General features: G+C 74.7%; 21 protein-coding genes. 5 read left to right on the top strand and 16 right to left on the bottom strand.

The annotated features are described in order from the left end of the window. Positions 1–3: 3 nt before the first annotated feature. The 15 genes from AB0M08_RS21235 to AB0M08_RS21165 all read right to left on the bottom strand — a co-directional run bounded on the left by AB0M08_RS21235 (position 4) and on the right by AB0M08_RS21165 (position 17,905). Positions 4–1,881 carry a phage tail protein gene (locus AB0M08_RS21235; RefSeq protein WP_364495703.1) on the bottom strand — a complete coding sequence of 626 codons (1,878 nt, stop codon included), beginning with the start codon at positions 1,879–1,881 and terminating at the stop codon, positions 4–6. Then, a complete protein-coding gene (locus AB0M08_RS21230) occupies positions 1,878–3,887 on the bottom strand; it encodes a putative baseplate assembly protein (protein ID WP_364495701.1) in 2,010 nt (669 codons plus the stop codon). The genes AB0M08_RS21235 and AB0M08_RS21230 overlap by 4 nt, the downstream gene beginning before the upstream one ends. Next, positions 3,884–5,821, bottom strand: coding sequence for a putative baseplate assembly protein (locus AB0M08_RS21225; protein WP_364495698.1), 1,938 nt, complete (start codon positions 5,819–5,821; stop codon positions 3,884–3,886). Before AB0M08_RS21225 ends, AB0M08_RS21230 begins: the two co-directional genes overlap by 4 nt. A 1-nt stretch (position 5,822) precedes the next feature. Beyond that, positions 5,823–6,218: a GPW/gp25 family protein gene (locus tag AB0M08_RS21220; protein ID WP_364495695.1), complete on the bottom strand. Its 396-nt coding sequence runs from the start codon at positions 6,216–6,218 to the stop codon at positions 5,823–5,825. Continuing rightward, entirely contained in the window at positions 6,215–6,910 is a 696-nt protein-coding gene (locus tag AB0M08_RS21215) for a phage baseplate assembly protein V (protein WP_364495693.1), read from the bottom strand. Before AB0M08_RS21215 ends, AB0M08_RS21220 begins: the two co-directional genes overlap by 4 nt. Further along, the gene (locus tag AB0M08_RS21210) at positions 6,907–8,100 is read right to left on the bottom strand and encodes a hypothetical protein (RefSeq protein WP_364495690.1); all 1,194 of its coding nucleotides are present in this window, start codon (positions 8,098–8,100) and stop codon (positions 6,907–6,909) included. Before AB0M08_RS21210 ends, AB0M08_RS21215 begins: the two co-directional genes overlap by 4 nt. After that, positions 8,097–8,765, bottom strand: a complete 669-nt coding sequence (locus AB0M08_RS21205; RefSeq protein ID WP_364495687.1) for a LysM peptidoglycan-binding domain-containing protein — start codon at positions 8,763–8,765, stop codon at positions 8,097–8,099. The genes AB0M08_RS21210 and AB0M08_RS21205 overlap by 4 nt, the downstream gene beginning before the upstream one ends. Beyond that, positions 8,762–8,944 carry a putative phage tail protein gene (locus tag AB0M08_RS21200; RefSeq protein ID WP_364495684.1) on the bottom strand — a complete coding sequence of 61 codons (183 nt, stop codon included), beginning with the start codon at positions 8,942–8,944 and terminating at the stop codon, positions 8,762–8,764. Before AB0M08_RS21200 ends, AB0M08_RS21205 begins: the two co-directional genes overlap by 4 nt. Before the next feature lie 6 nt (positions 8,945–8,950). Further along, complete coding sequence (locus AB0M08_RS21195; protein WP_364495681.1) at positions 8,951–9,445, bottom strand: phage tail protein; 495 nt, start codon at positions 9,443–9,445, stop codon at positions 8,951–8,953. Positions 9,446–9,530: 85 nt separating this feature from the next. After that, the gene (locus tag AB0M08_RS21190) at positions 9,531–10,994 is read right to left on the bottom strand and encodes a phage tail sheath subtilisin-like domain-containing protein (protein ID WP_364495679.1); all 1,464 of its coding nucleotides are present in this window, start codon (positions 10,992–10,994) and stop codon (positions 9,531–9,533) included. A 6-nt stretch (positions 10,995–11,000) separates the two neighbouring features. Then, positions 11,001–11,453, bottom strand: coding sequence for a phage tail protein (locus AB0M08_RS21185; protein WP_364495677.1), 453 nt, complete (start codon positions 11,451–11,453; stop codon positions 11,001–11,003). A gap of 13 nt (positions 11,454–11,466) precedes the next feature. After that, a complete protein-coding gene (locus tag AB0M08_RS21180) occupies positions 11,467–13,695 on the bottom strand; it encodes a phage tail sheath C-terminal domain-containing protein (RefSeq protein WP_364495675.1) in 2,229 nt (742 codons plus the stop codon). Between the two features lie 41 nt (positions 13,696–13,736). Further along, the gene (locus AB0M08_RS21175; RefSeq protein WP_364495673.1) at positions 13,737–14,483 is read right to left on the bottom strand and encodes a hypothetical protein; all 747 of its coding nucleotides are present in this window, start codon (positions 14,481–14,483) and stop codon (positions 13,737–13,739) included. Beyond that, positions 14,480–15,070 (bottom strand): DUF4255 domain-containing protein, encoded by a 591-nt coding sequence (locus AB0M08_RS21170; RefSeq protein WP_364495670.1) that lies wholly within the window; start codon positions 15,068–15,070, stop codon positions 14,480–14,482. The genes AB0M08_RS21175 and AB0M08_RS21170 overlap by 4 nt, the downstream gene beginning before the upstream one ends. 72 nt (positions 15,071–15,142) lie before the next feature. After that, positions 15,143–17,905: a LuxR family transcriptional regulator gene (locus tag AB0M08_RS21165; protein WP_364495668.1), complete on the bottom strand. Its 2,763-nt coding sequence runs from the start codon at positions 17,903–17,905 to the stop codon at positions 15,143–15,145. A 446-nt stretch (positions 17,906–18,351) separates the two neighbouring features. Here AB0M08_RS21165 and AB0M08_RS21160 point away from each other — a divergent pair, with 446 nt between their 5' ends. Then, entirely contained in the window at positions 18,352–19,167 is an 816-nt protein-coding gene (locus AB0M08_RS21160; RefSeq protein ID WP_364495665.1) for an SDR family NAD(P)-dependent oxidoreductase, read from the top strand. Here AB0M08_RS21160 and AB0M08_RS21155 read toward each other — a convergent pair. After that, positions 19,164–19,559, bottom strand: a complete 396-nt coding sequence (locus AB0M08_RS21155; protein ID WP_364495662.1) for a cupin domain-containing protein — start codon at positions 19,557–19,559, stop codon at positions 19,164–19,166. The genes AB0M08_RS21160 and AB0M08_RS21155 overlap by 4 nt on opposite strands. 53 nt (positions 19,560–19,612) lie before the next feature. On the opposite strand from AB0M08_RS21155, the gene AB0M08_RS21150 reads away from it, so the two are divergent. From AB0M08_RS21150 to AB0M08_RS21135, 4 genes are all read left to right on the top strand, one after another. Beyond that, entirely contained in the window at positions 19,613–20,575 is a 963-nt protein-coding gene (locus AB0M08_RS21150; protein ID WP_364495660.1) for a helix-turn-helix domain-containing protein, read from the top strand. 76 nt (positions 20,576–20,651) lie between these two features. Continuing rightward, complete coding sequence (locus AB0M08_RS21145) at positions 20,652–21,269, top strand: PadR family transcriptional regulator (protein WP_364495657.1); 618 nt, start codon at positions 20,652–20,654, stop codon at positions 21,267–21,269. After that, the gene (locus tag AB0M08_RS21140; RefSeq protein ID WP_364495655.1) at positions 21,266–22,726 is read left to right on the top strand and encodes an FAD-dependent monooxygenase; all 1,461 of its coding nucleotides are present in this window, start codon (positions 21,266–21,268) and stop codon (positions 22,724–22,726) included. Before AB0M08_RS21145 ends, AB0M08_RS21140 begins: the two co-directional genes overlap by 4 nt. A 253-nt stretch (positions 22,727–22,979) precedes the next feature. Then, complete coding sequence (locus AB0M08_RS21135) at positions 22,980–23,300, top strand: hypothetical protein (protein WP_364495652.1); 321 nt, start codon at positions 22,980–22,982, stop codon at positions 23,298–23,300. Positions 23,301–23,530: the final 230 nt, after the last annotated feature.

Below are 23,530 nucleotides of genomic sequence, written 5' to 3'. Positions count from 1 at the left end.
TCGTCACCACGCCACGCTCTTCTCTCCGGCCGGCTCCCCGACCACCACGCCGATCCGCCGGCCCGCCCGGCTCGGCGCCACCACGTTCGCTCCGCCCAGCCGTGCCGTGGCGGCGCCGAGCACGATCGGCGGCGGCGCGGTGAACACGGTGTCCACCCCGGCCGCCGAGTGCAGGCCCACCACCCAGCCGGGACCGGGCGGCACGACCCGGCCCCGGGTGTGCGCCGGGGCGTGCGCGGTCACCAGACGCTCCAGCGCCGCGACGTCCACCCCGGCGGCGCCGGCGGGCAGCACCACCCGGAACCGGTACGCGTCCACGGTCAGCGGGTCCTGCCGCGGGTCGCCCGCGCTGCGCAACGGCGCGGTGGAGAGCGCCGACGTACCGACCCGGAACCGGGCCGTGGACCGGCCGAAGAGCCGGGCGCCGCCGAGCGCGCCGTCCGCGCCGAGGCGTACCCAGGAGCGGGTCGTGCCCTGTTCCACCAGGCCCGGCTCGACGCCGTGCACGATCCGCACCGCCTCGCGGACCGCCCACGGGGTGCCGCGCCGCCGGTACAGCTCGGGGGCGGCGGCCAGCAGCGCGCGCCGCACCGCGGTGCTCCACCCGGCCTCGAAGGCGAGCCCGAGCAGGCCGCCCAGCCAGGGCAGCGCCCGGTCGGGGACGCCGGACGGGTCGAGCAGCGCCGGGTAGCGTTCGATCACCCGGTCCAGGCCGCCGATCACGGTGTCGAAGAGGGCCAGGAACCGCTGGGTGAAGTCCTCGGCGGCCGGGTCGGCCCGGTCCGACAGGTAGGCCGGGGGCAGCAACTCGGCGCTGGTGGACCGCGGGAAGTCCAGGCGGATCCGGCGGACCTCCGGGGTGGCGGTGCCGTCGCCGGTCAGCCCCAGCCGCAGGTGCAGGTAGCGGCCGGGCGGCTGCTGGACGAGGAAGTCGCGGGAGCCGGGCGGCGCCTGCTGCCAGTCGGCGGGGTCGGGGACGGTGGCCGCGTCCTCGGTGACGGCGACCGCGATCGTGACCGCGGTGCCGGCGGGCACCGTCGCGTCGGCGCCGACCCGGTGCCACCGGCAGCGGGAGATGCCGCTGTCGATCGGGGCGGTGTCCAGCCCACCCTCGGTGAGCAGGGCCGGGGCGGCGCGGACCGGGCTGCCGGTGGGGGCGCCGTCCCAGGTGAACGCGCCGATCCCGTCGAGTGAGAACCCGTCGTCGCCGGTCGCGGTCAGGGGGCTCGCGGGCAGCGTCGTGGGGTCGGCCCGCTCCCAGGTGGCGCCGTGGTCGGCCGAGCGCCACGTGTCCAGGGTGCCGCCGGTGCGCAGCAGCAGCCAGAGGGTGTGCCCGGGGCCGGTGCGCAGCCCCTCGACGGTGCCCGGGAGACCGGTCCTGATCACGGTGGCCGTGGGGGCACCGGGACGGGCGTACCGCAGATCGGTGCCCTCCCGCGCGGCGAGGTAGACCCCGCCGCCGGGGGTGAGCGCGAGGATCGCCGCGCCGGGCGAGCTCAGGTGGGTGACCAGGTGTTCGCCCGCGCGCCACCAGACCCGGACGCCGTGCCGGTCGGCCACCGCGAGCCAGTGCCCGGCGGCCGCGACGGCGACCGGCTCGCGCACCGGCGGAGACGCCATCGGTCGCCACGCGGTGGAGCCGGGGTCGAGGCGGCGGACGCCGTGCCCGGTCAGCAGGTAGTAGGGGCGGCACGGCGGCAGGGCCAGACGCGGGTCGGGGAACCACGGCAGCAGTTCCTGGCGGGCCGCGGCGCCGCCGGACCGGTCCAGGCGCAGGCCCGCCGGGTCACCCAGGCCGGTCACTCCGGTCACCTCGGTGGCGTCCCAGCCGACGTACGGGTCGAGGAGCCGGAACACCGCCGGACCGGTCACGCACCTCATGCCGCCTCCCCGGTGTCCTCGACCGGGATCAGCACCGGACGCTGTGGCCAGGGCAGCGCCGCCGTCCGCAGTGGCTGGTCGGTGCAGCGCGGCACGGCCAGCCCGTCCACGGTCAGGCTCAGCCGCGGCACCGCGCGGACCCCGGGCACCGCGAGCAGGCGGCGGACCAGCACGGTGTGGCGCAGCGGGCCGCCGAACGGCCAGCCCGCGCCGTCCGGGCCGCCGCGCACCGGGTGCAGGTAGTCGTGGAGCCGGTCGGTCGCCTCGGCCAGCAGCGCGGCCCGGTCCCGCGACGGGTCGAGCACCACCGACGCCTCCACGGTGACCCGCTGGTAGCGCGGGGCGGCCGCGACCACCCGGACACCGGCCGGCGCCACCGATCCGGTGAGGAACTCCTCGACCGCCCGCAGCGTGGCCCGGTCCGGCACCGGCGGGTCGTCGCTCTCCGGGACGAGCGGCACCACCAGGACACCGACCACGCCGGGCACCGGACGTCCGGGCCGGGCCGGGTCGGTGCCGGGCATGCCGTGCGCGCGGGCCACCAGGGCACCGGGCGCCTGCCGGGCGAGCAGGCCGTAGTCGTCCGGGGCGACCGCCCGTCCGCCGGTACGCAACAGCCCGGGCCCGTCACGCAGCAGGTCGGCCGCGGGCTCGGCGGCGGTGCCGCCGCCGGCCGGGAACGGGTTGGTCACCCCGGACAGGTTCGGCAGGGACGTGACCAGCGAGCGGATCGCCCCCGCCGCCACCGCACCGGCCGTGCCGCCACCGACCCGGTACGCGTCGGCGACCACGTTGCGGAAGCCCTGCGGCACCCGGGCGCCGCGGACCCCGTCGCCGAAGGTGAGCAGGCCGGTGGCGTACTCGACGGTGAAGACCCGATCGGCGGGGCCCCGGTCGGCGAGGCTGGGCACCTCGGTCCAGACGGTGGCGGCCGCCGCGGTGGTGCCGAAGACCCCGCCGGCGGTGTCGTCACGGACGGTGAGCCGGACGCTGCCGGGCACGATCGGCACCTGGCTGAGCCGCAACCGGGTACGCCCCCCGGCCGACCCGCCGGTGACCGGCTGCGGCACCTCGCCGCGGACGGTGCGGACCGCGTCGGCGTCGACCGCGTTGAGCAGCACCGCGCCCAGCACCGGCGGGACGGTGAACGCGCCGTCCGCCACCATCACCCGCAGCCAGCGCAGCAGCGGCAGCGGGCGGGAACCGGGCGGGCGGCCCGGATCCCAGGTGCGCGGCAGCCGCAGCCGGACCACGCCGGTGCCGCGCAGCCCCTCGGTACCGTCCGCCTCCACCGGGACGGGCACCAGACGGTCGCCGGAGAGGACGTCCCAGCGCAGCAGCGGGCCGGGCGCCGTCCCGGCGCGGGCCTCCAGGACGAGGCCGAGCGAGAGCGACGGGTACGGCGCGGTGGTGCCACCGGCGAGGCCGAGCCAGAGCGCGTTGCCGGGCCGGGGCCGGGCACCGAAGGCGGCGAACGCGGTCCCGGCGGCCTTCGGCTCCAGGCGCCCGGCGTCCGCGACGGCGATCGCGGAGACGGTGGCCGAGGCGGCGAAGAGGTCGTCGCGGGTCTCGAAGAAGACCTGGTCGCGCTCGCCGGGCGGGGGCGGCGCGCTGATCTGGGTGCCCGCCGGGACCTGCACCGACGCGCCGTCGGGGTGCGCGGCGGTGAACCGGACCAGCGCGGTGGCCGGGGTGGCCGGACGGCCGCCGATCCCGGCGACGGCGAGGTGCTCGGCGAGGATCTTCTCGGGGAACCGGTTGAGGCGGGTCCGGACCGGTTCGGCGAGGGTGCCGAAGAGCCGGACCAGGGCCACCCCGGCGTCGGAGGGGTCCGGGTTGGACCAGTCCGGGGTGTAGGCGGGGATCAGCGCGCTGATCTCGGCGCGGACCGCCTCCTTGGTGGCGGTGACCAGTTCGGGCTGCACGCCGGCGGGGCCGGGGCCGGGCACGATCCGGCCGGGCGCGCCGGGGCCGGCCGCCCGCTCCCACCACACCGGGTCGCTCATGACGGCCCTCCGGTCGACACCGTGGTGAGGGCGGGCAGTTCGCCGGGGCGCAACCGAACGTCGTCGCAGCTCTGCGTGGGTGGTGCGCCGTCCAGGCCGATGGCGACGGCGGTGACCTCCGCCGCGTCCCCGGTGGTGTCCTGCGCGACCCGGAGCAGTCCGGAGGGGCGCAGCGGGTCGCCGAACGGCCATCCGGTGCCGTCGTCGCCGCCGGTCAGCGGGTCGAGGTAGCGGCGCAGCCCGGTGCGCAGCGCGGCTTCGGTGGCGCCGGGGTCGGCGAGCGGGCCGGCGACCTCCACGCGCAGCGCCACCGGCCGGTAGCGGGGTGGCAGGGTGAACAGCTCGGTGCCGATCAGCCGGGCCGCGCAGAGCCGTCGCCGCACCGCGTCGAGCAGGCCCGGGTCGGGGTGGACGGCGGCGATGTAGTCGTCGGCGGCCAGGTCGCCGGCGGTGCGCGGGACCCGCGGCACGACGCGGACGGTGACCGCGCCGGGCACCGGGGTGCCGGGGTATCCGGGGTGCTCGGCCACGCCGGCCCAGGCGCGGGCCACGGCGGCGCCCGGCGTGGTGACGGCGAGGTCGGTGACGTCGGCGGCGGTCACCGCGCGGCCGGTGGCGGTCAGCTCCCCGCCGGCGCGCAGCCGGGCCTCGTCGATCGTCTCCGGGTCGGCGCCGCCTTCGGCGGGCACCGGGTTGCTCGCGGTCACGCCGGGCGGTGCCGGTTCCAGAGGAAACCAATTTCCGGTACGGCCACCGTTGCCGCCGGTCCCGCCGCCGAGCAGGTAGTCGACGGTGACCGCGCCGGGGCCGTCGCCGGGCACCGGGATCGCGCCGGTGAGCCCGTCGCCGAAGCAGACCGCGCCGTCCGCCCGGTCGAGGACGACGACCGGGTCGGCCGGGCCGGCGAAGGTCAGGTCCGGTACCGGCCGCCAGTCGGTGACCACGCCGTCGCGGCGGATCCGGACCGTCGCGTCGAGCAGCTGGTCGCGGGCGTCCGGCAGCAGCAGCCGCTGGCCGGGCAGGCGTAGCCAGTCCAGGATCTGGTCGGCCGCGTCGACGGTCCGGGTCTCCCGGTGCCGGGCGATCCCGCAGTTCACGGCGAGGGCGGTCAGCAGCGGCGGGGACGCGTAGGAGGCCCGCGAGGTGCGTACGATCAAAAACGGACCACCGGGCGGAAGCGACGCGGGGAGAGCGAGCCGCAGCAGGCCGGGGCGGCGCAGCCCTGCGGTGCCGTCCGCCACCGCCGCGGGCGCGCCCAGCGATCGGCCCGGACTCCCGTCCTCGGCGGCCTCCGTCCATTCGTAGGTGAGCGTCGCCGGGGGCGGCACGTCGTCCACGGCCTCCGGCGACCACTGCCCGGGCGATCCGGACTCCAGGCTCAGCAGCAGCGACAGCGTGGCGTTCCCGGCGCCCGGGTTCCCGGCACCCGCGGCCTCGGCACCCGCGGCCAGGTTCGGGGCGATCCGCAGTTCGTCGGCGCCGCCGTGCGTGCCGAGCAGCGGCACGCTCCGCCCGGCGGCCAGGTCCCCGGTGCGTTCGCGGCCGCCCGCCCAGAGCCGCGGTGGACCGTTCACGGGCAGCACGGTGACGTCGTCGTCCAGGGTGAAAACGGTCAGGTCACGGCTGAAACGGGTCCCGGCCGGCACCTCCTGGCGCTGCGGGGCGGCCAGTTGCAGGACGGTCCCGGCGATGCGGGCCGGGCGCGGCGGGTCGAGGCCGAGCAGCCTCAGGATCGCCACGACGAGGGTGTCCGGGATCTGGTCGAGCCAGTAGACGCGCTGTTCGAGCAGGTACGCGAAGAGCTCGAGCAGGGTGATGCCGGGGTCGGCGGGCGCGTGCAGGGTCCAGCGGCCGCCGGACTCGGCGGGGATCTGCTGCCGGACCGCCTCCATGAGCGTGTCCCAGGTGAGGTCGTCCAGCACCGGCGAGGTCATCTCACGCCAATCCCAGGTAGTAGGGGAAGACCAGGTTGCCCTTGGTGTTGGTCCGCCGGATCCGGTAGCGGACCGTGACGGTCACGGTGGTCTCGTCGCCGGGCACCGACTCGGCGGCGATCTCGTCGACCTCGACCCGCGGCTCGAACTGGCGGATCGCCTCGCGCAGCGAGTCCTCCAGGTCGCGCAGGTTCTGCACGCTCTGCGGCGCGAAGACCAGGTCGGGGGCGCGGGTGCCCAGGTCGGGCCGCATCACCCGGTCGCCGAGGCCGGTCTGCACCAGGGCGAGCAGACAGCTGCGGATGCTCTCCTCGCCGACCGCGTAGGAGAGCCGGCCGGCCTCGTCCGGCGCGATCGGGAAGCGCCAGCCGGCGCCGAGGAAACCCGGGTCGGTCATCGGGTGCTCACCGTCCCGGAGGTCACCGTGAGCGGCGTGGACGGCGGCGAGCTGGGCCCGGCCGGGGTGGCGTGCACGTGCGCGGCGAACTGCGTGGTGAGCTGGGTGCCGAGCACGACGGGTTCGGTGGCGCCGTTACCGAGGGCGATGCGCGGGGCGTCGATGGTGACGCTCTGCCGGGACTTCAGGGTGATCGCGCCGTCCGCCTCGACGGCGATGGTCCCGCCGGGCGCCGCGGTGATCCGGACCGCCTTCCCCGCGTCGTCGAGCTCGACCCGGTGCCCGGCCGCGGAGATCACCTGAACCGCAGCCTGCTTCTCCTGGTCGTCGAAGATCAGCTGGTGGCCGTGCCGGGTCCGGATCATCTTGCGGTCCCGGCCCTCCCGGCGGCTTGTCGGCGGCTTGTCCTGTCCGTTGTAGAGGCCGCCGAGCACGATCGGGAACCGCATGTCGCCGTGCACGAACGCGACCAGCACCTCGTCGCCCTTCTCCGGGACGAAGCAGGCGCCGTAGCCGTTGCCGGCGTAGAGCTGGCTGACCCGGCACCAGTCGGTCACCGTGCCGTCGTCGAACCACGGGAACCGGAGCTTGACCCGGCCCTCGTCGTCGCCGTCGATCTCCTCGACCAGGGCCGGCACGACGCCGTAGTAGCGCTGGTCGGTGCTGCGGGAACGGGGTTCGACCCTGGTCATGCGGTGCCTCCGTCGTAGATCCGGCGGGCCGTGAAGTCGGTGAAGAAGCCGCCCGAGCCGAGCGAGTGCTCGACCCGCTTGACGTAGTAGGTGCCGGAGAAACGGCGGCCCACCCCGGCGATCTCCACGTTGTCGCCGGGGCGCAGCTCGGGCAGCCCGGCGATCCGGCCGGTGCCGGTGACGAACTCGTACGCCCGCTCGCGCAGCAGGCTGATCGCCAGCTCGCGGGCCTCCTCGTCGCTGTCCACCGGCGCGTCGATCACCACGTCCTGGCGGCCCTGCAACGCCGAGTCGGCCGCCTGCGGGCCACTGTCACCGGAGCCCGAGGCGTCGGCCGGGCGCGGCAGGTCCGCCGCCGAGGCGGTCGCGGTGATCGCCTGCTTGGTCCGCGGGTCCCAGCCGCGCACGGTGACCTTGCCGACCTGTTTGGCCAGGGTCAGCGTCGGCGTGAAGCTGATCAGGTTGGGGACCAGGCCGGCGGGCTGCGACGACGGTCCGGTGGCCAGGCCCGGGCCGTACGCCAGTCGCCAGAGGGTGACCGGGGTCCCGTCGCGACCGTCGGTCGGCCGGATGAAGTAGAGGGTGTCCGCGCCGGTGCCCTCGTCGGGCAGCATGAAGCAGTCGAAGTCGATCCGCTTGGCGCGCTCCATCAGGAACGTCGCGTCGTCCTGGTTCTTCTGGACCACCTGCTCGTAGCGGGGCGCCGACGCGGTGGCGACGATCCGCAGCTGGTTACGGGCGGCGATCTCGGCGGCGATCTCCGCGTCGGTGCGGTCGGTGTAGATCTTCGGGACGCCCTCGGCGGGTTTGCTGTCCTTCAGCCTCTGCATGCCGTCCACCCCGCTGACCGCGACCGTGGAGGCGGCGCTGTCCGGGAACTGCGGGCTCAGCGTGCTGATCGTGCCGGTCACCACGGTCCAGAGCCGGTCGGCGTACCCGATCTGGACCACCACCCGCTGGCCGACGGTGAACCGGGGCGAGTCGCTGTGCTTGAAGGTGAGCGTGGTGTCGTCCCAGTTGTTCAGGGTGACGTCGAAACCGGACATGTCCTCGACGTCGCGGTACACCTTCAGTTCCAGGACGTCGTTCTTGGTGGCCGGGTCCAGCTCCAGGCCCTCGATGTCGACCCGGAACTCGGGGGCGTACCGGTCCGCCGGTGCCACCAGCGCCCGGCTGGCCGGGCTGGTCATCGCAGCCTCGGCACGGTGAGGATCCGGCCCGGGCGCACCTCACGCGGGTCGGTGATGCCGTTGGCGCGGGCCAGCTCACGCCACGCGTCCGGCCGCCGGTACAGGGCCGCGGCGATGCTGGTGAGCGTGTCGCCGGCGCGGACCTGATAGCTCTTCTCCACCGTCGGCGAGGACCGCGGCGGGTCCTGGGCCTGCGCGGCCGCCGACCGGTACTCCTTGAGACCGAGGTCGAGCTTGGCCCGCAGCGGTACGCCGTCGGGCAGGAAGAGCTGGTAGGTGATGTCGAGTTTGGCGACCACGCCGGTGAAGACCGACCGGCCCCAGACGAACCGGACGATCGGCGGGGCGTGCTCACGGCTGTCCGGGGTCATCAGCGAGCGCAGCCGGTCGACGTACCGTTCCCGGACGTCCTCGAGGGTGTCCGAGGTGTCGACCAGGGCCTCCAGGGAGAGCTCCTCGGAGCCGCCGCGGACGTACTGCAGCGGTGGGGTCTCCAGGCCGGGGATGCCGATCTCGGCGAAGGTGTTGCTCTTGCTCACCTTGTAGTCGGTCGGGTTGAACCGCAGCGGGATGCGGCGCTGCCGCTCGTCGGCGATCCGCGGCCGGACGATCTCCAGGCGGGCCTGCGCGACGGCCTGCCCGGCCGCGGCGATCGGGGTGGTCACCGGGCCTCCCGGTCGCCGAGGGCACGCTCGTGGCGGCTGCGCTCGCTCTGCCGGCACTGCTGCTCGTAGGCGCGCATCCAGGCCTGGATGTGCCGTTCGAAGAGTTGCCGGAAGACCGCGTGGTCGTCGCCGTCGACCTGGAAACGGACCTCCAGGTTGTGGATCGTCACCGATGCCATCCGCGGCTACCCCCGTCCGGCCGGACCGGCGCGGTCCAGCCCCTCGTGTGCGATCTCCAGCGACTCGACGGCGACCGCGCTCTGCTCGGCGTGCAGGTCGGGGCCGGTCCACTTGGCGGCCAGGCCGGCCCGGAACGCCCAGGCGAAGGCGGGTACGCCGTCGGCGCCGAGCAGCACCACCGCGCCGTCGCGGCGGGCGCCCAGCGAACCGGCGAGGCCGGCGGCGTACCAGGCCCAGAGGCCGGGGTCCCGGATCAGGCCGCGCTTGAGGACGATCCGGTTCCAGGAGTGCCGGACCGGCAGCTGGTGGACCGTGTCGTTGCGGCCGCCCTCGGCGTAGGCGAGCACGTCCAGGGTGGCGCCGAGACCGGTGACCTCCTGGAACGCGCCGGCCGCGACCATCGGCAGCAGCTGCGCCTGCGCGGGCGGCAGGTACGCGTCGCCCGGGTCCAGGGTCACGAAGAACCGGAACCTGGTGAGCGGATCCAGCGGGGCCGTCATGCTGTGCCCCCTCCGGCATGCCGTCCCGGCCCTCGCCCGCAAGGCCGTCGCCGACCGCCGGCCGGGTGCCGCTCGGTGCCGTCGCTCATGCCTCCAGCACCTCCAGCCCGCGGTCCTGCCCGAGCACCAGGCGGATCTCGATGAACTCCATCGGGTTCGCGGGGGCGACGCCGATGTCGCAGACCACCCGGGACGGGTCCGCGGTGGGCGGGTTGTTCTCCTGGTCGCACCGCACCCGGAAGGCCTCCTCCGGGCGGGCGCCGGCCAGGGCACCGGACCGGTACGCGGTCAGCAGCACCGAGGTGACCGCCCGGACCAGGGCCAGCCGCAGCTCGGGCCCGTTCACGTCGAAGACCAGCGGGTCGGCGGTGCCGTGGATGGCCCGGACCAGCAGGTGGATCAGGCGCCGGTGGGCGACGAACCCGGCGTCGAGGGTCCGGCCGCCCCAGACCAGCAGGCCCCGGCCGGGCGCGCAGCGCAGCAGGTTCACCCCGGCCGCGAAGAGCCGGGACTGCTGTGCCTCGGGCAGGTGCGGCGCCAGGTCGACCGCGTCGAGCAGGGTGGCGTTCGCCGGGGTGTGGTGGGCGCCGCGTTCGGCGTCGAGGCGGGCGATCAGTCCGGCGACGTGGCCGCTGGGCGGGACGGTGAGCGTACGGTCGCGGCCCGCCGCCGGGTCCGGCATGACCAGCCACGGGTGGTAGACGGCCGCCGCGCGCAGGACCGGGTCGCCGCGGTTCGCGGTGAGCCGGGCCAGCCAGGACGCCGCCTCGTCCGGGGTGGCGGCGCGCTCCGGCAGGTCGAGCAGGGCGAGCCGGTCGTGCCGGTCGTCGATCTCGGCGAGCAGGTCGAGCACCGTGTCGGTCCAGTCGCCGTCGGGGAGCCCGCCGAGGTCGGGGAGCGCGACCAGGGCGGGTTCCGGTAGTTCGGCCTGGGTCTCGATCGCCGCCCGGTAGTCGTCCCGGGTCGGCGGGCTGTCGGCGCCGCCGGTGAGCACCAGGTCCCAGCGAGCGGTCAGCGGGCCGGACGGCTCGGGCGGGGGCGCCGGATCGCCGAGCGGCTCGAACCGGATGAGACGCGGATCGCCGGGGAAGGCGGCGACGGTGGCCGGCTCGCCCGGCGCGGCGACCCGGACGGTGACCGCCGGTGGGCCCGCGACGGTGCTGGCCTGGAACCGGATCGACACCCTGGTGCCGTTCGCCCAGGCGCCGGGGCTGGACGCGACGACCCGGTACCGGGTGAACCCGAAGCCCGCCCGGGGCGTGCCGGGGATCCACTGCGCCGCGGCGGCCGTGCCGGGTCCGCTGACCCGGATCACCCAGGCCACCCGGCCACCGTTCTCGAAGAACCCGTGCAGCGCGTGCGGTGTCGCCGCGTCACCGGGCGGGCCGAGCGCCAGCAGCGCGTCGTCCCAGCCGGTGAGCCGTACCGGCACGCCGACCGGGCCGCGTGTGGTCCGGCCCAGGAGGACCACCACGTCGGTGCGCAGCGGTCCGGCGGACGCCGGCGCGGTGACGGCGGTGACCGTGAGGCCGGGCAGGGTGACCGTCATCGTCGGCTACGCGATGGTCAGGCTCTCGACGCTCAGCACGAGCGTCTCCATGGCGATCTCGTTCTTGCCGGCGCTCAGGGTCGGCCCGGTGTACTTGGTCGGCCAGGCCCGGTCGAAGTTCCAGCGCATGACCTCCTGCCGGTTCTCGTCGAGCATGACGATCGCCCCGGAGGTGCGGCGGACCTTGCCGTTGAGCGCCTCGACGATCCAGTTGAAGAAGACCACCGACCCGGTGATCCCCCGCTTCAGCGTGATGTTGGTGAACTTCTTCAAACCCGGGATCTTGCGTACGGTGATGTCCTCGGCACCGGTCCGGTACTCGATCGGCGGGATCTCCAGTTCCAGGCCGGAGACCTCGTTGAACGCGCCGCTGGCGGCGGTGCCGTCGTCGCTGACGTTGGTGACGATGACCTGGAAGTTGTAGACGGCGTACGGGTCGTCCCGGATGACCGGCGGCATGGGGGCACCCCTCCTAGAGGTTCTGCTGGGTGATCTGCTGGATCCGGAAGACGACGAACTCGGCCGGGAAGACCGGCGCCACCCCGACGACACAGACCAGACGGCCGTTGAGCAGGTCGTCCTCGGTCATCGTGGTGCGGTCGCAGGCGACGAAGAACGCCTCGTCCGGGGTGGTCCCGGCCAGGGCGCCGGAGTTCCACACCCCGGTGAGGAAGTTGCCGACGGTCTGCCTGACCAGCGCCCAGAGCGACTCGTTGTTCGGTTCGAAGACCACCCACTGGGTGCCCTCCTCGATCGACTCCTCCAGGAACAGGAACAGACGGCGTACGTTGACGTAGCGCCACGCCGGATCGGACGACAGGGTCCGCGCGCCCCACACCCGGTATCCCTGGTTGGGGAAGAACCGCAGCACGTTGATGTTGCGCGGGTTCAGCAGGTCCTGCTGGCGCCGGGTGATGTCCTGGGCCAGGCCGTCGCGGGCCCGGATGCCGCGGATCACCGCGTTCGCCGGGGCCTTGTGCACCCCCCGCTCGGCGTCGGTGCGGGCGTAGATCCCGGCGACGTGCCCGGAGGGCGCGATCTCCACGTCCAGGCCGGTGTCCGGGTGCCGGGTGAACATCCACGGGTGGTACAGGGCCGCATAGCTGGTGTCGTAGACCTCCCGGAACGCCTGGATCCCCGCGATGTCCAGGTCGTTCTGCGGGTCCAGGACGGCGAACCGGTCCTTCATGAACTCGCAGTGCGTGATCAGCGCGGACTGGACCGTGCCGGACCACACGCCGGGCACCGCGCAGATCGCGATCTCGTCGATGTCCTCCAGGGCCACGATGCCGGTCCGGGCCCCGCTGCCGCCGTCGGTGCCGGCGAAGTCCGCGACGCTCAGCTCCTGGTAGCCGTCGTCGCCGCCGTCCAGCAGCCGGGCGGTCCCGCCGAGCGCGGCCAGGTAGGCGGCCGCCTCCGAGGTGCCGGTCAGGTCGTCGCCGGGGGTGGCCCGGACCAGCCCCGAGCGGGTGGCGACGGCGCTCGCGAACTCGTCGGAGAGCCGCAGGCCGCCGATCGTCTCGGTGGAGCCGTCCGCGGTGGTGACCGCCACCTCGGCCTCGACCAGTTGCAGGGTGTCGGTCTCGAAGAACACGTCGCCGGGCACCGGGTCCAGGGTCACCTCCGGGCCGCTCAGCGCGGTGACCCGGTGCAGGGAGAGCTGAGCGCCGGTGTCGAGCTGCACGACCGCGCCCGGGTAGAGCCGGGACGCGCCGCCGACCAGCAACGGGCCGTCGTCCGGGTTGACCCGCCGCACCCGGCGGACCGCGGTGCCGACCGGCCAGGCCGGGTGTGTGGTGCCGGCGGCGAAGGTCAGCGTCTCGTCGTCGCCGACGGTCGCCTGGAACCCGCCGTCGCCGATCTGCACCCACACCTCGCCGGGGGCGAGCCCGGCCGCGGGCGCCACCACCACGGTCCGGGAGTCCTCGTCGGCGGCCTCGGCGACCCGGGTCAGGAAGATCTGCCCCTCGGCCGGCGCCGGCAGCAGCGGGAGGGTCGCGGCGGCCACCGGGCGCGCCCGCACCAGCGTGCCGTTCGCCCAGGCGCCGGGGCTGACCGCGGTGAAGGTGAGCGTGCCGCCCTCCGGCGGGTCGGCCGGTCCCGCCGGTCCGAACCGGACGTGGTCGCCGCGGGACGCGCGGACCTCGGCGGGCAGCGCGTCGGCGAGGGTCAGCTCGGTGCCCAGCGGCGAGTACGACGCGACGGTGCTGGTCACGATCTCGGTGCCGTCGTCGCCACGGACCACGGTGACGGCCGGGTTCGCGCCGGTGAACCCGATCAGGTGCCGCACCGCGAGGGTGTCGGCGCCGGCCGCGGCGTCCCGGGTGACCTCGGTGACGGTGGCCGGGACCGGCGACACGGCCCCCGCGACGGCACCGGAGCTGACCACCCGTTTCACGTAGAGCTGGGTGCCGCCGTTGTCGAAGAACCCCTTCACCGAGAGGGCGAAGTCCCACCAGCGGCCGCCCTCCCCCGCGTCCCGTTCCCAGCGGTCGGTGACCGGCGGCGGCGGGGTGGGCAGGAATCCGCCGAACCGGGTCTGGAAGTCCAGGAAGTTGGTGACCAGCACGGGTTTGCCGGTGGCCGGGCCGCGTACGGTCACCCCGACCATGCCGGCGATGCGGGTGCCCACCCCGGCGATGGGCCGGGGACCGGCGACCGTCTCCTCGATGTAGACCCCGGGGCTGAGGTACTCGGGCATCCCTGGCTCCCTTCCGCTGCTCTGTTCGCTGATCCCGCTGGCTATTCGCTGATCTCGATGACGTGGACCCGGCCCAGTTCGTCGGGGAGCCGGAGGGTCAGACGCCCGGCACGCCCGGGACGCTCGGTGGCGGTGACGGTGAACTCCTCGGCGGGCGGATCGCCGGCGACCGGGGTGCCGGCCCAGCGCAGGGCCAGACGGAACGCGCCGGCCTCGTCGGTCAGCGTCCGCTCCCGCCACGGCGCGTCGTCCGGTTCGGCGGTCCGGCCCTCGGACGCGACGAGCACGTTCGCGACCGGAACGCCGGATCCGGGACGGCGCACCACCCCGGCGATCACCCGGGTGCCGGGGGTGTAGCCGTACGCCACCCCGGGCAGCAGCCGGATCGTCTCGGGGACCGCGCTCACCTCGGGCGGAGTCCGGTCGTCGTACGGGTACGCCAGGAACTCCCGGCCGGTCTCGTCGGCGGTGAACCGGTCGAGCTGGTCGTCGGGGGTGTACAGGACCCGGTAGCCGGGCGCCTCCAGCCGGACCCGGTAGAGCGCGGGCTCGGCGTTCGCCGGTTCCCGCCGCCGTCCCAGTCCCGGGTACGCGACCACGCCGGAGGCGGTACGCACCGCACGGGCCGTCTCCGGCACCCAGACCCGCTGGTCCCAGCGCTCCAGGTGGGCCGCGAGCGGGCCGGTGTCGTACGGCTGCCGGCGGTGGTCGTCGACCAGCGCCAGCCAGGCGGGGCTGACCAGGAGGCGCCGCTCGTCGGGGAGCGGCCGCCGGATCAGGGTGGTCACGGCGCCGCCCGTTCCAGGCGGGCCGGCACCACGGTGCGGCTGCTGACCGGTACCACCGGCAGATCCACGGCCGAGTCCAGGTTGACCACCCGGACCTCGTAGTTGAGCGAGAGCCGGTACGGCTTCTGGATCGCGTACCAGACCCAGGCCTTCTGATCGAGGCTGAGCGGGGTCAGCATGAAGTGCAGCGCGTCGGTGCCGGCGGCCAGCGTGCCGGAGAGCTGCGCGCCGGCGAGGATCGCGTTGTCGTAGAACGTCTCCAGGGCCTTGCCGAGCATCCGCTGCTGGGTCGGCGCGTCACCGCCCCACGCGGTGATCAGATAGCGCAGCACCAGGGCCATCGGCGGTTTCCGTACGGTCGGCGCGCCCTGCGACGGGTCCGAGCGGACCGGAGCCCGATTGCGGGAGGCGGCATCCTCGGCTATCTCGTACAGGAAGATGGTGAGCTTGGGCGGATCCGGTGAGACGGTGTCGGAGAGGTCGTTGAGCTCGGCCTCGGTCCGGATTGGCAGCAGGTCCCGCAGCGCGGTGGACAGCGCATCCCTGATGATCTCGGAGACGTCGGCGATGACGCCGTAGTTCCCCACCGGGCAACCCCCTTCGCCGTGGACGGCAAGAACGGTAGGCAGCGGGGGTGCCGGGGCGCGCCGATGAACTCCCTAGTCCGCGGGCCCGGGACCACCCTGGGGTGCCGCCCCGGAGCGGCCCATCAGCACCGCGAGCTCGACCCGGGACCGCAGCCCGAGCTTGCGGTACACGCCGCGCAGGTGGAATTCGACGGTCTTGGTGCTGACGAAGAGCGCCTGGGCCGCCTCCCGGTTGGTGGCGCCCCGCCCGACCAGCTCGGTGACCCGGCGCTCCTGGTCGGTCAGGGCCGCCATCGGCTCGCCCTCCCCGGTGCCGCGCGGTTTCGGGCAGCCGGTGGTCACCGACCGCGCCCGCGCGGTCCACGGGTCGGCGGCCAGTCGCTCGAAGACCGTGGCCGCCGTCGCCGAGTGGGCCGCCGCCTCGCCGTCGCGGCCCTGGTCGCGCAGCCACTCGGCGAAGCAGAGCTCGGTGCGGGCCCGTTCGAACGGGTCCTCGGGGCCACCGCGCAACGCCTCGGCGAAGACCGGATCGGTGGCCAGCAGCGCGGTACCCCTGGCCAGGATGGCGGGCAGCTCCGCGGAGCCACCCGCGTGCCGTCCCGCCTCGGCCAGCAGCCGCCGCGCCCGGCCGGGCCGCCCCAGCCGGGCCGCGGCCTCGGCGAAGTCGGCCGCCCACGCCGTCCGGCCGTGGTCGGCCGCGCCACCGGCCTCCACCTTCGCGGCGAGCCGTTCCAGCCGCAGGTAGGCCGTCTCGAAATCACCGGCGCCCAGCTCCAGCAGTCCCTCGACGGCGGCGATCGCCGGTTCCAGACCGTCGTACCGGCCGGGCCGGAGCAGCCGCCGGGCGTGGTCCAGGAAACCGGTGCACTCGGCCCGGCGCCCACGGGCCGCGGCGAGCCGGGCCAGGCAGACCAGGGCGCCGGCCAGGTCCGTGTCCTGCCCGGTGCGCCCGGCCAGCTCGGCCGCCTGGGCCGCGGCCGCGTGCGCGCCGTCCCAGTCACCGATCCGGGTGCTCACCTGGGCACGCTCCACGAGAAGACCCGGCAGCAGGGCGGTCGTGCCCCGCTGCCGGGCCCGGAGGATCGCCTCCTCGAGGAGGGCGCCGGCCGCGCCGAAGAGTCCCAGCCGGGCCAGCAGCGCCGGGTACGCCACCCAGGCCGTACCCCGCCAGCCGGTCGGCAACCGGTCGCCGAGCAGGACCCGCTCCACCTCCCCCCGGCAGCCGTCGAGCAGGGCCCGCGCTCCGGTCAGGTCACCGCAGCGGGCGAGCACCGACGCGTGCACCGCGGTGGTCACCACCGGCAGTGGACCGGGGGCCCGCCCGCCGAGCGCCCGGGCCCGGTGGATCGCGGCCAGCGCGGCCCGGGTGTCATCCGCCAGGCATCCCGCCTCGGCCGCGTCCAGCAGCAGCGTGACCGCGCCGGCCGGGTCGGTGCCGTGCACCCTGGCGGCCTCCCGGTCGAGCAGGTGCCGCGCCTGCGCCGGGCGGCCGCGGCGGCGCTCCGACCTGCCGCGCACCACCTGCGCGTGCGCGTGGACCCGCAGGTCCAGGGTGAGCCGCCCGGCCCGGTCGAGCAGCCCCTGGCACCGGCCCGAGGCGCCGGCCAGCTGCCACAGCTCGGCGGCGGCCACCCACCGCCGGGCCTGCACCCCGCCGGTGCCGGAGAGATCGGCGGCCCGCTCCATCAGCCGGGCCGCCTCCTGAGCCTCCAGCGGCTCCCCGCCCGCGGCGCTGCGTTCCAGCTCGTCCCCGGCGGCCTCGTCGGGGGCGAGACTGGCCGCGCCGAGATGCCGGGGGCGCAGCCTCGACGGCGCGGTCTCGGCGAGCGCGCGGTGCACCGCGCGCTGCTGGGCGACCGGTGCCGCGTGGTAGACCACGGCGCGCAGCAGCGGATGCCGGAAGATCAGCCGGTCCCGGGACACCGCGACGAACTCCTCGCTGGCCGCGTCGGTGAGCAGCTCCGGCGAGACGCCGAGCAGGCTCGACGCGGCCAGCACCGGGGCCAGTCCCAGGTCACCGGCGGCCGCGGCGGTCAGCAGCGCCAGCCGTCGCTCGGCGGAGAGCGCCTCCAGCCGGGGCCCGAAGGCCCGCAGCACCAGCGGCCCGGCCGGCAGCGGATCGGGCAGCGGCTCCACTCCGGTGAGCTGGCCCTCGGTGAGCACCTCGATCACCTCGAGCAGCGCCAGGGGCGTACCGCCGGTCTCCGCGACCAGCTGCGCGGCGACGCCGGGTGCGATCCGGCGGCGGCCGGTGGCGCGCAGCATCTCCAGTCCGTCGTCCGGGTCGAGCGGGGTGATCGGGTGCGCGGGCAGCGCGGCGTCGTGGCCGGTGGCGCTGCTCAGCAGCATGCCCACGTCGTCACCGGCGCGGCGGGCCGCGAAGAGCACCGCCTCCCGCGAAGTCGGGTCGAGCAGTTCCAGGTCGTCGACGATGACCAGCAGCGGCTTCTCCGCGCCGGCGGCGGTGAGCAGGCTGAGCGTTCCGGCCGCGACGGCGAGGTGGTCGACGTCGGCCGCCGGGGAGAGGGCCAGACCCGCGGAGAGCGCCTCGGCCTGGCGCGGTGGGATCCGGGGAAGCAGACCGAGGGCCGGTCGCAACAGCTCGTGCAACCCGGCGAAGGGCAGCGACGCCTCGGCCGGCACGCCCCGGGCGGAGAGCACCCGGACCCCGGCCGAGTGCCCGTGCGCATACCGCAGCAGGGCGGTCTTGCCGATGCCGGGCTCCCCGGTCAGCAGCAGCGCCGCACCGGAACGCGTACCGACCCGCGTGATGATCGTATCGATGCGTGCACACTCCGCCCGGCGACCGTACAATGCCAGCCCCCCGGTGCGCATAGACCGACGGTAGGTGACTCCACAGTGGGCTTCAATGCCAGTTTCACCCTCCGTCGGTTACCCGATACCTAGGGATTTCCCCAGGTATGCCGGACCACGAAGACCCGCGGGCCCCGGGTACGCCCGGATCAGCGCACCGTGGTCGCACCGAGGCGCTGGAACGCCGTCCACGTCGGGGAGCCCGGCTCGGCGGTGTACACGATCAGGCGACCGCCTGATCACGCTGGCCGGCCGCTCGGAGCGACAGGTCGTCGACGGCCTCTCCGCCGACGACCGGGCGGAGCTCCGGCGACTGCTCGACGTGATCCACCGCAACGCGACGGCCGACCGGCCGGGCCCCGTACACGCCTCTGGTGAACCGGCGGTACCGAACGCGACTGAACCCCGGCGCCCTCCGCACCGTCGTCATGTCTGCACTCGGCGGCGTCCTCGAGAGACAGGCGGACATGACGGAACCACGCACCATCGTGATCACCGGCGCGAGCTCGGGCATCGGGCTCGCCGCCGCGGAACAGCTCGCCGCCGCGGGACACCGGCTCGTCCTGATCGGCCGGGACGAGACTCGCCTCGCCGCCGCCGTCGCACGGGTCACGGCGGCCGGCGGCGGCACCGCACCGGGAGACCGCGCCGTCGACTTCGAACGGCTGACCGAGGTCCGGGCGCTCGCGGATCACCTGCTCGACGCGTACCCGAAAATCGACGTGCTGGCCAACAACGCCGGCATGGTCACCATGTCCCACCGGCTCACCGAGGACGGCCAGGAGGCCACCATCCAGGCCAACCACCTGGCGCACTTCCTGCTCAGCCACCTGCTGCGGGAACGCCTGCGCGGCGGCCGGATCGTCAACACCGCGGTCGGCCCCGCGCCCAACGTACGGATCGACCCGGACCGCCTCGACCCCGGCCCGCAGCGCTACCACGGCATCGCCTCCTACCAGACCTCCAAGGCCGCCAACGTGCTCTTCGCGATGGAGGCGGCCCACCGCTGGCCGGACATCCTGAGCCTCAGCCTGCATCCCGGCGTGGCCCGCACCGACATCGGCCGGGACACCCCACTGCGCCCGTTCTTCCGCTACGCGCCCTTCCTGTTGACCCCGGAGAGGTCGGCCCGGCGCCTCGTCCGGCTCGCCACGGCACCGGCGGGGACCCTGACGAACGGCGCCCTCTACGGCCGGGGCGAGCCGATGCGCCTGAACCCGCGCGTCTTCAACCCGGACAACGCCGCCCGCCTCTGGGCCGTCTCCGAGGCCGCCACGGGCTAACCCTCGCGGCCGGTGAAGACCGTGATGTGGTCCGGGAGCGGGTCGTGGTGGTCGCCGACGTTCGGGGTGCCGTTCGGCTCGAACATCAGGATCGACGCGCCGCCGGGTGACGAGGGCCGGTGCTCGGTGCCGGCCGGGACCACGAAGACGCTGCCGCGGTCGAGGACCACCGACCGCTGCGCTCCCCCGTCGCCGTCGCGCAGGGCGATGTGCAGGGTGCCGTCGAGGACCAGGAAGAACTCGTCGGTGTCGCTGTGCTCGTGCCAGATGTACTCCCCCTCGATCTTGGCGATACGCACGTCGTAGTCGTTGACGCTCGCCACGATCCGGGGACTCCACAGTTCGTCGACGGCGGCCAGCGCGGCCGTCAGGTCGATCGGGTTCTCGGTCATGCGATCGATCCTCGCGGACCGCGTACGCCCGGTAGGAGTGCTATGAATCGCGAATGCCGCAAGGATCCTCGCACCGGATCGCCATGATCGTCGACGACGGGTCGAACCCGTTCGAGCTCGGCGTCGCCACCGAGCTGTTCGGGCTGCGCCGCCCCGAGCTGGAGCGTTCCTGGTACGACTTCACGCTCTGCTCCCACACACCCGCGGTGAGCATGCACGCCGGACTGTTCACGCTGAGTGAGGTCGCGGGCCTCGACGCGCTGGACGGCGCCGACACCGTGATCGTCCCGAACCGCCCCGACCCGCAGACGCCGCCGGACGACGCCGTGCTGACCGCCGTCCGCGATGCCGCCCGCCGGGGCGCCCGCCTGGTCAGCTTCTGCACCGGGGCGTTCGCGCTGGCCGCCGCCGGTGTCCTCGACGGGCGCCGGGCGACCACGCACTGGCGCTGGGCGGAGCTGTTCACCGCCCGGTACCCGCGGGTCCGCCTCGATCCCGATGTGCTCTTCATCGACGACGGCGACGTGCTCACCTCGGCCGGCAGCGCCGCCGCGCTCGACCTCGGCCTCTACCTGATCCGGCGCGACCACGGTGCCGAGATCGCCGCCGCGGTCAGCCGCCGGCTGGTGTTCGCCGGGCACCGCGACGGCGGGCAGCGCCAGTTCATCGAGCGGCCCGTTCCGGTCGTACCGGAGACGTCCCTCGCTCCTCTGCTGGCCTGGACGCAGGAGCACCTGGATCAGCCACTGACCGTCACCGCCATGGCGGCACGCGCCGTGGTCAGCCCGGCCACCCTGCACCGCCGTTTCCAGGCCGAGCTGGGCACCACGCCGCTGGCCTGGCTCACCGCCGAACGCGTGTCGCTGGCCTGCCGCCTGATCGAGCGCGGCGAGCGGCGGCTCGACGTCATCGCCCGCGCCACCGGCCTCGGCACGACCGCCAACCTCCGCGTTCAGCTGCGGAGACGAACCGGGCTGACGCCGAGCGCGTACCGCGATCGCTTCCGTCTCGACTGAACCCGGTTGCGCACGCCGCGTCGATCCGCCATAGTCGGTTTCGGATAGTCGGATCCTACTATTAGAAACCGATCACATGGCGAAGCGGAAGATCACCAACACGCTGGCACTGGCCGTCCTGGGGCTTCTCCAGGAGCAGCCGATGCACCCCTACGAGATGGCCACCACCCTGCGCGAGCGCTACAAGGGCGGCAGTTTCAAGATCAACACCGGTTCCCTGTACGACACGGTCGCGGCGCTCGTCCGGCACGGCTGGATCGAGAGTGTGGAGACCGGACGGGACGGCCGCCGTCCGGAGCGCACCGTCTATGCCCCGACCGCGACGGGCCAGACCGAGTTCGTCGGCTGGATCGACGAGCTCGTGCGCGTGCCCGTACCGGAATATCCGAAGTTCCTCGCCGCGGTGGCCTATCTCGGCGCGCTCGGCCCGGAACGCGCGACGGACGCGCTGACCGAACGCGCCGGCCACCTGACCACGCGGATCGAGGAGGCCGAATCCGCGCTGGCCGCCACCGTCGGCGCCGGCACGGTCCCCCGGCTCTTCATGATCGAGGTCGAGTACGGGCTGCACACCTGGCGGGCCGAGCTCGACTGGGTACGGCACACCCTCGCCGAGATCACCGGCGGCACCCTGTCCTGGCCGCGGGTGGAACGCACCGCGACCGGGTGGACCTGGACGGAGCCCACCGCATGACCGAGGTACTCATCGCCGGGGCCGGACCGGCCGGACTCCTGCTCGCCGTCGAACTGCGCCACGCCGGGGTCACCACGGTGCTGGTGGAACGGCAACCGCGGCGACCGGAGTTCTGCCGGGCGTTCACCCTCAACGCCCGCGCGCTCGACCTGCTCGCCCGGCGCGGCCTCGCCGAACCCCTGATCGCCGAGGGCTGGCCGGTACCGCACGCCGCGTCCTCCGGGCTGCCGGTCACGCTCGGCCTCGCCGGCACGCACACCGATCACCCGTACACCCTGGGCATCCCGCAGACCCGGGTGGAGGAGGTCCTGGAGGAGCACGCCCGCGAGCTCGGCGCGGACATCCGGCGCGGCCACGACCTGCGCACCCTGGAGCAGGACGACGAGGGCGTCACCGCGACCGTCGCCACCGGTGACGGCGAGTACCGGCTGCGCGCGGCCTACCTGGCCGGCTGCGACGGTGGCCGCAGCACGGTCCGCAAGCAGGCCGGCATCGACTTCCCCGGTACGCCGTCCACCCGCTTCTGGCTGCTGGGCGACGTCGAGCTCGCCGATCCGGCCGCGCTGCCGTTCGGCCCCACCGCCGGCCCGGGCGGCACCGTGATCGTCATCCCCCGTGACGGGTACGTCCGCGTCCTCGTCGAGGACCACGGGGACACCCCGGTCACCCTCGAACGGCTGCAGTCCGTGGTCGACGGCGCGCTCGGCCGTCACGTGGAGCTGCGCGCCGCGCGCTGGGTGACCCGGTTCGGCAACGCCGCCCGGCAGGCCACCGACTACGTACGCGGACGGGTCGTCCTCGCCGGGGACGCCGCGCACATCCATCCGCCGGCCGGGGCGATCGGGGTGAACGCCGCCATCGACGACGCGTTCAACCTCGGCTGGAAACTCGCCGCGACACTGCGCGATCCGTCCACGGGCCTGCTGGCGAGCTATCACGCCGAGCGTCACCGGGCCGGCGCCCACCTGCTCGCGAACACGCGGGCCCAGGTCCTGTTCGGGGACGCGGACGAGCGCCTCGGACCGCTGATCGACCTGTTCACCCGGGTCGCCGCGCACCCGTACGGGAACCGGGCCCTGACCGAGGTCCTCACCGGACTCGACACCCGCTACGACACGGTCCCCGAGACGGGTCACCCCTGGCTGGGCCGCCTGGTCCCGAACCTCGCCCTGACCACCGCCGACGGCCCCACCGACCTGGTCACCCTGCAGCGGACCGGCCGGTGGCTGCTGCTCGACCTGAGCCCGGCGGGCGACCTCGCCGGGGAGGGCGTCGACGTCGTCCACGCGGCCTGTCCCGAGCACCCCGGACTGCGCGCCGTGCTGCTGCGACCGGACGGCCACGCCGCGTGGATCGGCACCACCGGCGACCCCGATCCGGACGGCCTGCGCCGGGCGCTGCGGCATCGGCTCGGGCCGTTGGCGAGCGCCGGGACCTCGGAGAAAGTCAGGCGTTAGGCCGTGTATCGAAGTCCGGCCGCTGCCAGGCGCGCTCCTGGCCACGCCGGCAGCCCCGGCCGGACGTCGATACACGGCCTCGTCGTCAACGGCGCTCGCGGGGCCGCCCAGCCGGCCGCATCCGCAGGCGCTCACCGACGCCCTCTCCGGCACGGTGGATCCCGGCCGGGTCTTCGACGTCCACGCGGGTGTCCTGATCGTCCTCCCCTCGGCACGGTCGCCGAGAACCGGGGGCGTGCTGGATCATCGGCGGATGGGACTTCAGGTCGAGCTGTACGTGGGCGGTCGGCGAGTACACGGGCTACCGGATCCGAGCGGTGGGCTCTTCGACGCCGCCGGGGACTTCGACCGGCTGCTGTCCCGCGCGGATCCGGTACCCGGGCTGCTCGGCGCGGTCGACCCGCACGGCGAGACCCGGTTCGGTGCGAGCCGGATGCGGGCGCTCGTCGCCGAGGTGGAGGTGCTGCTCACCCGGGCGGCGGACGGCTCCGAGCGTCGTGGGGTGATGCGGCTTCGCGCGATGGCCGAGTACTGCGCCGAACAGGAGGGCGAACTGGTCTTCGCCGGCGACTGACCTTGTCCTTCAACCTCCGCCGACTGCCCACCGAAGGACCGACGAGGCACGCAATCGGCGATCGCGGCGGGGCCAGAATCGGAATCCGGCAGGTGTGGCCATTCGTCGGGCTCTTCGACAACCGAACCGCACCCGCCCGTGAGGCCCGGCTGTATATCGACGCCTCTCGGGCCATCGAGGGTGCCACCTTCAGGAGCAGCTTCGGACGACCTGAGGTCGGGCACCCCACG

The sequence above is a fragment of the Actinoplanes sp. NPDC051851 genome (genome assembly GCF_040681165.1).
Taxonomy (GTDB): domain Bacteria; phylum Actinomycetota; class Actinomycetes; order Mycobacteriales; family Micromonosporaceae; genus Actinoplanes.
This window is presented reverse-complemented; position numbering and strand designations above follow the sequence as displayed.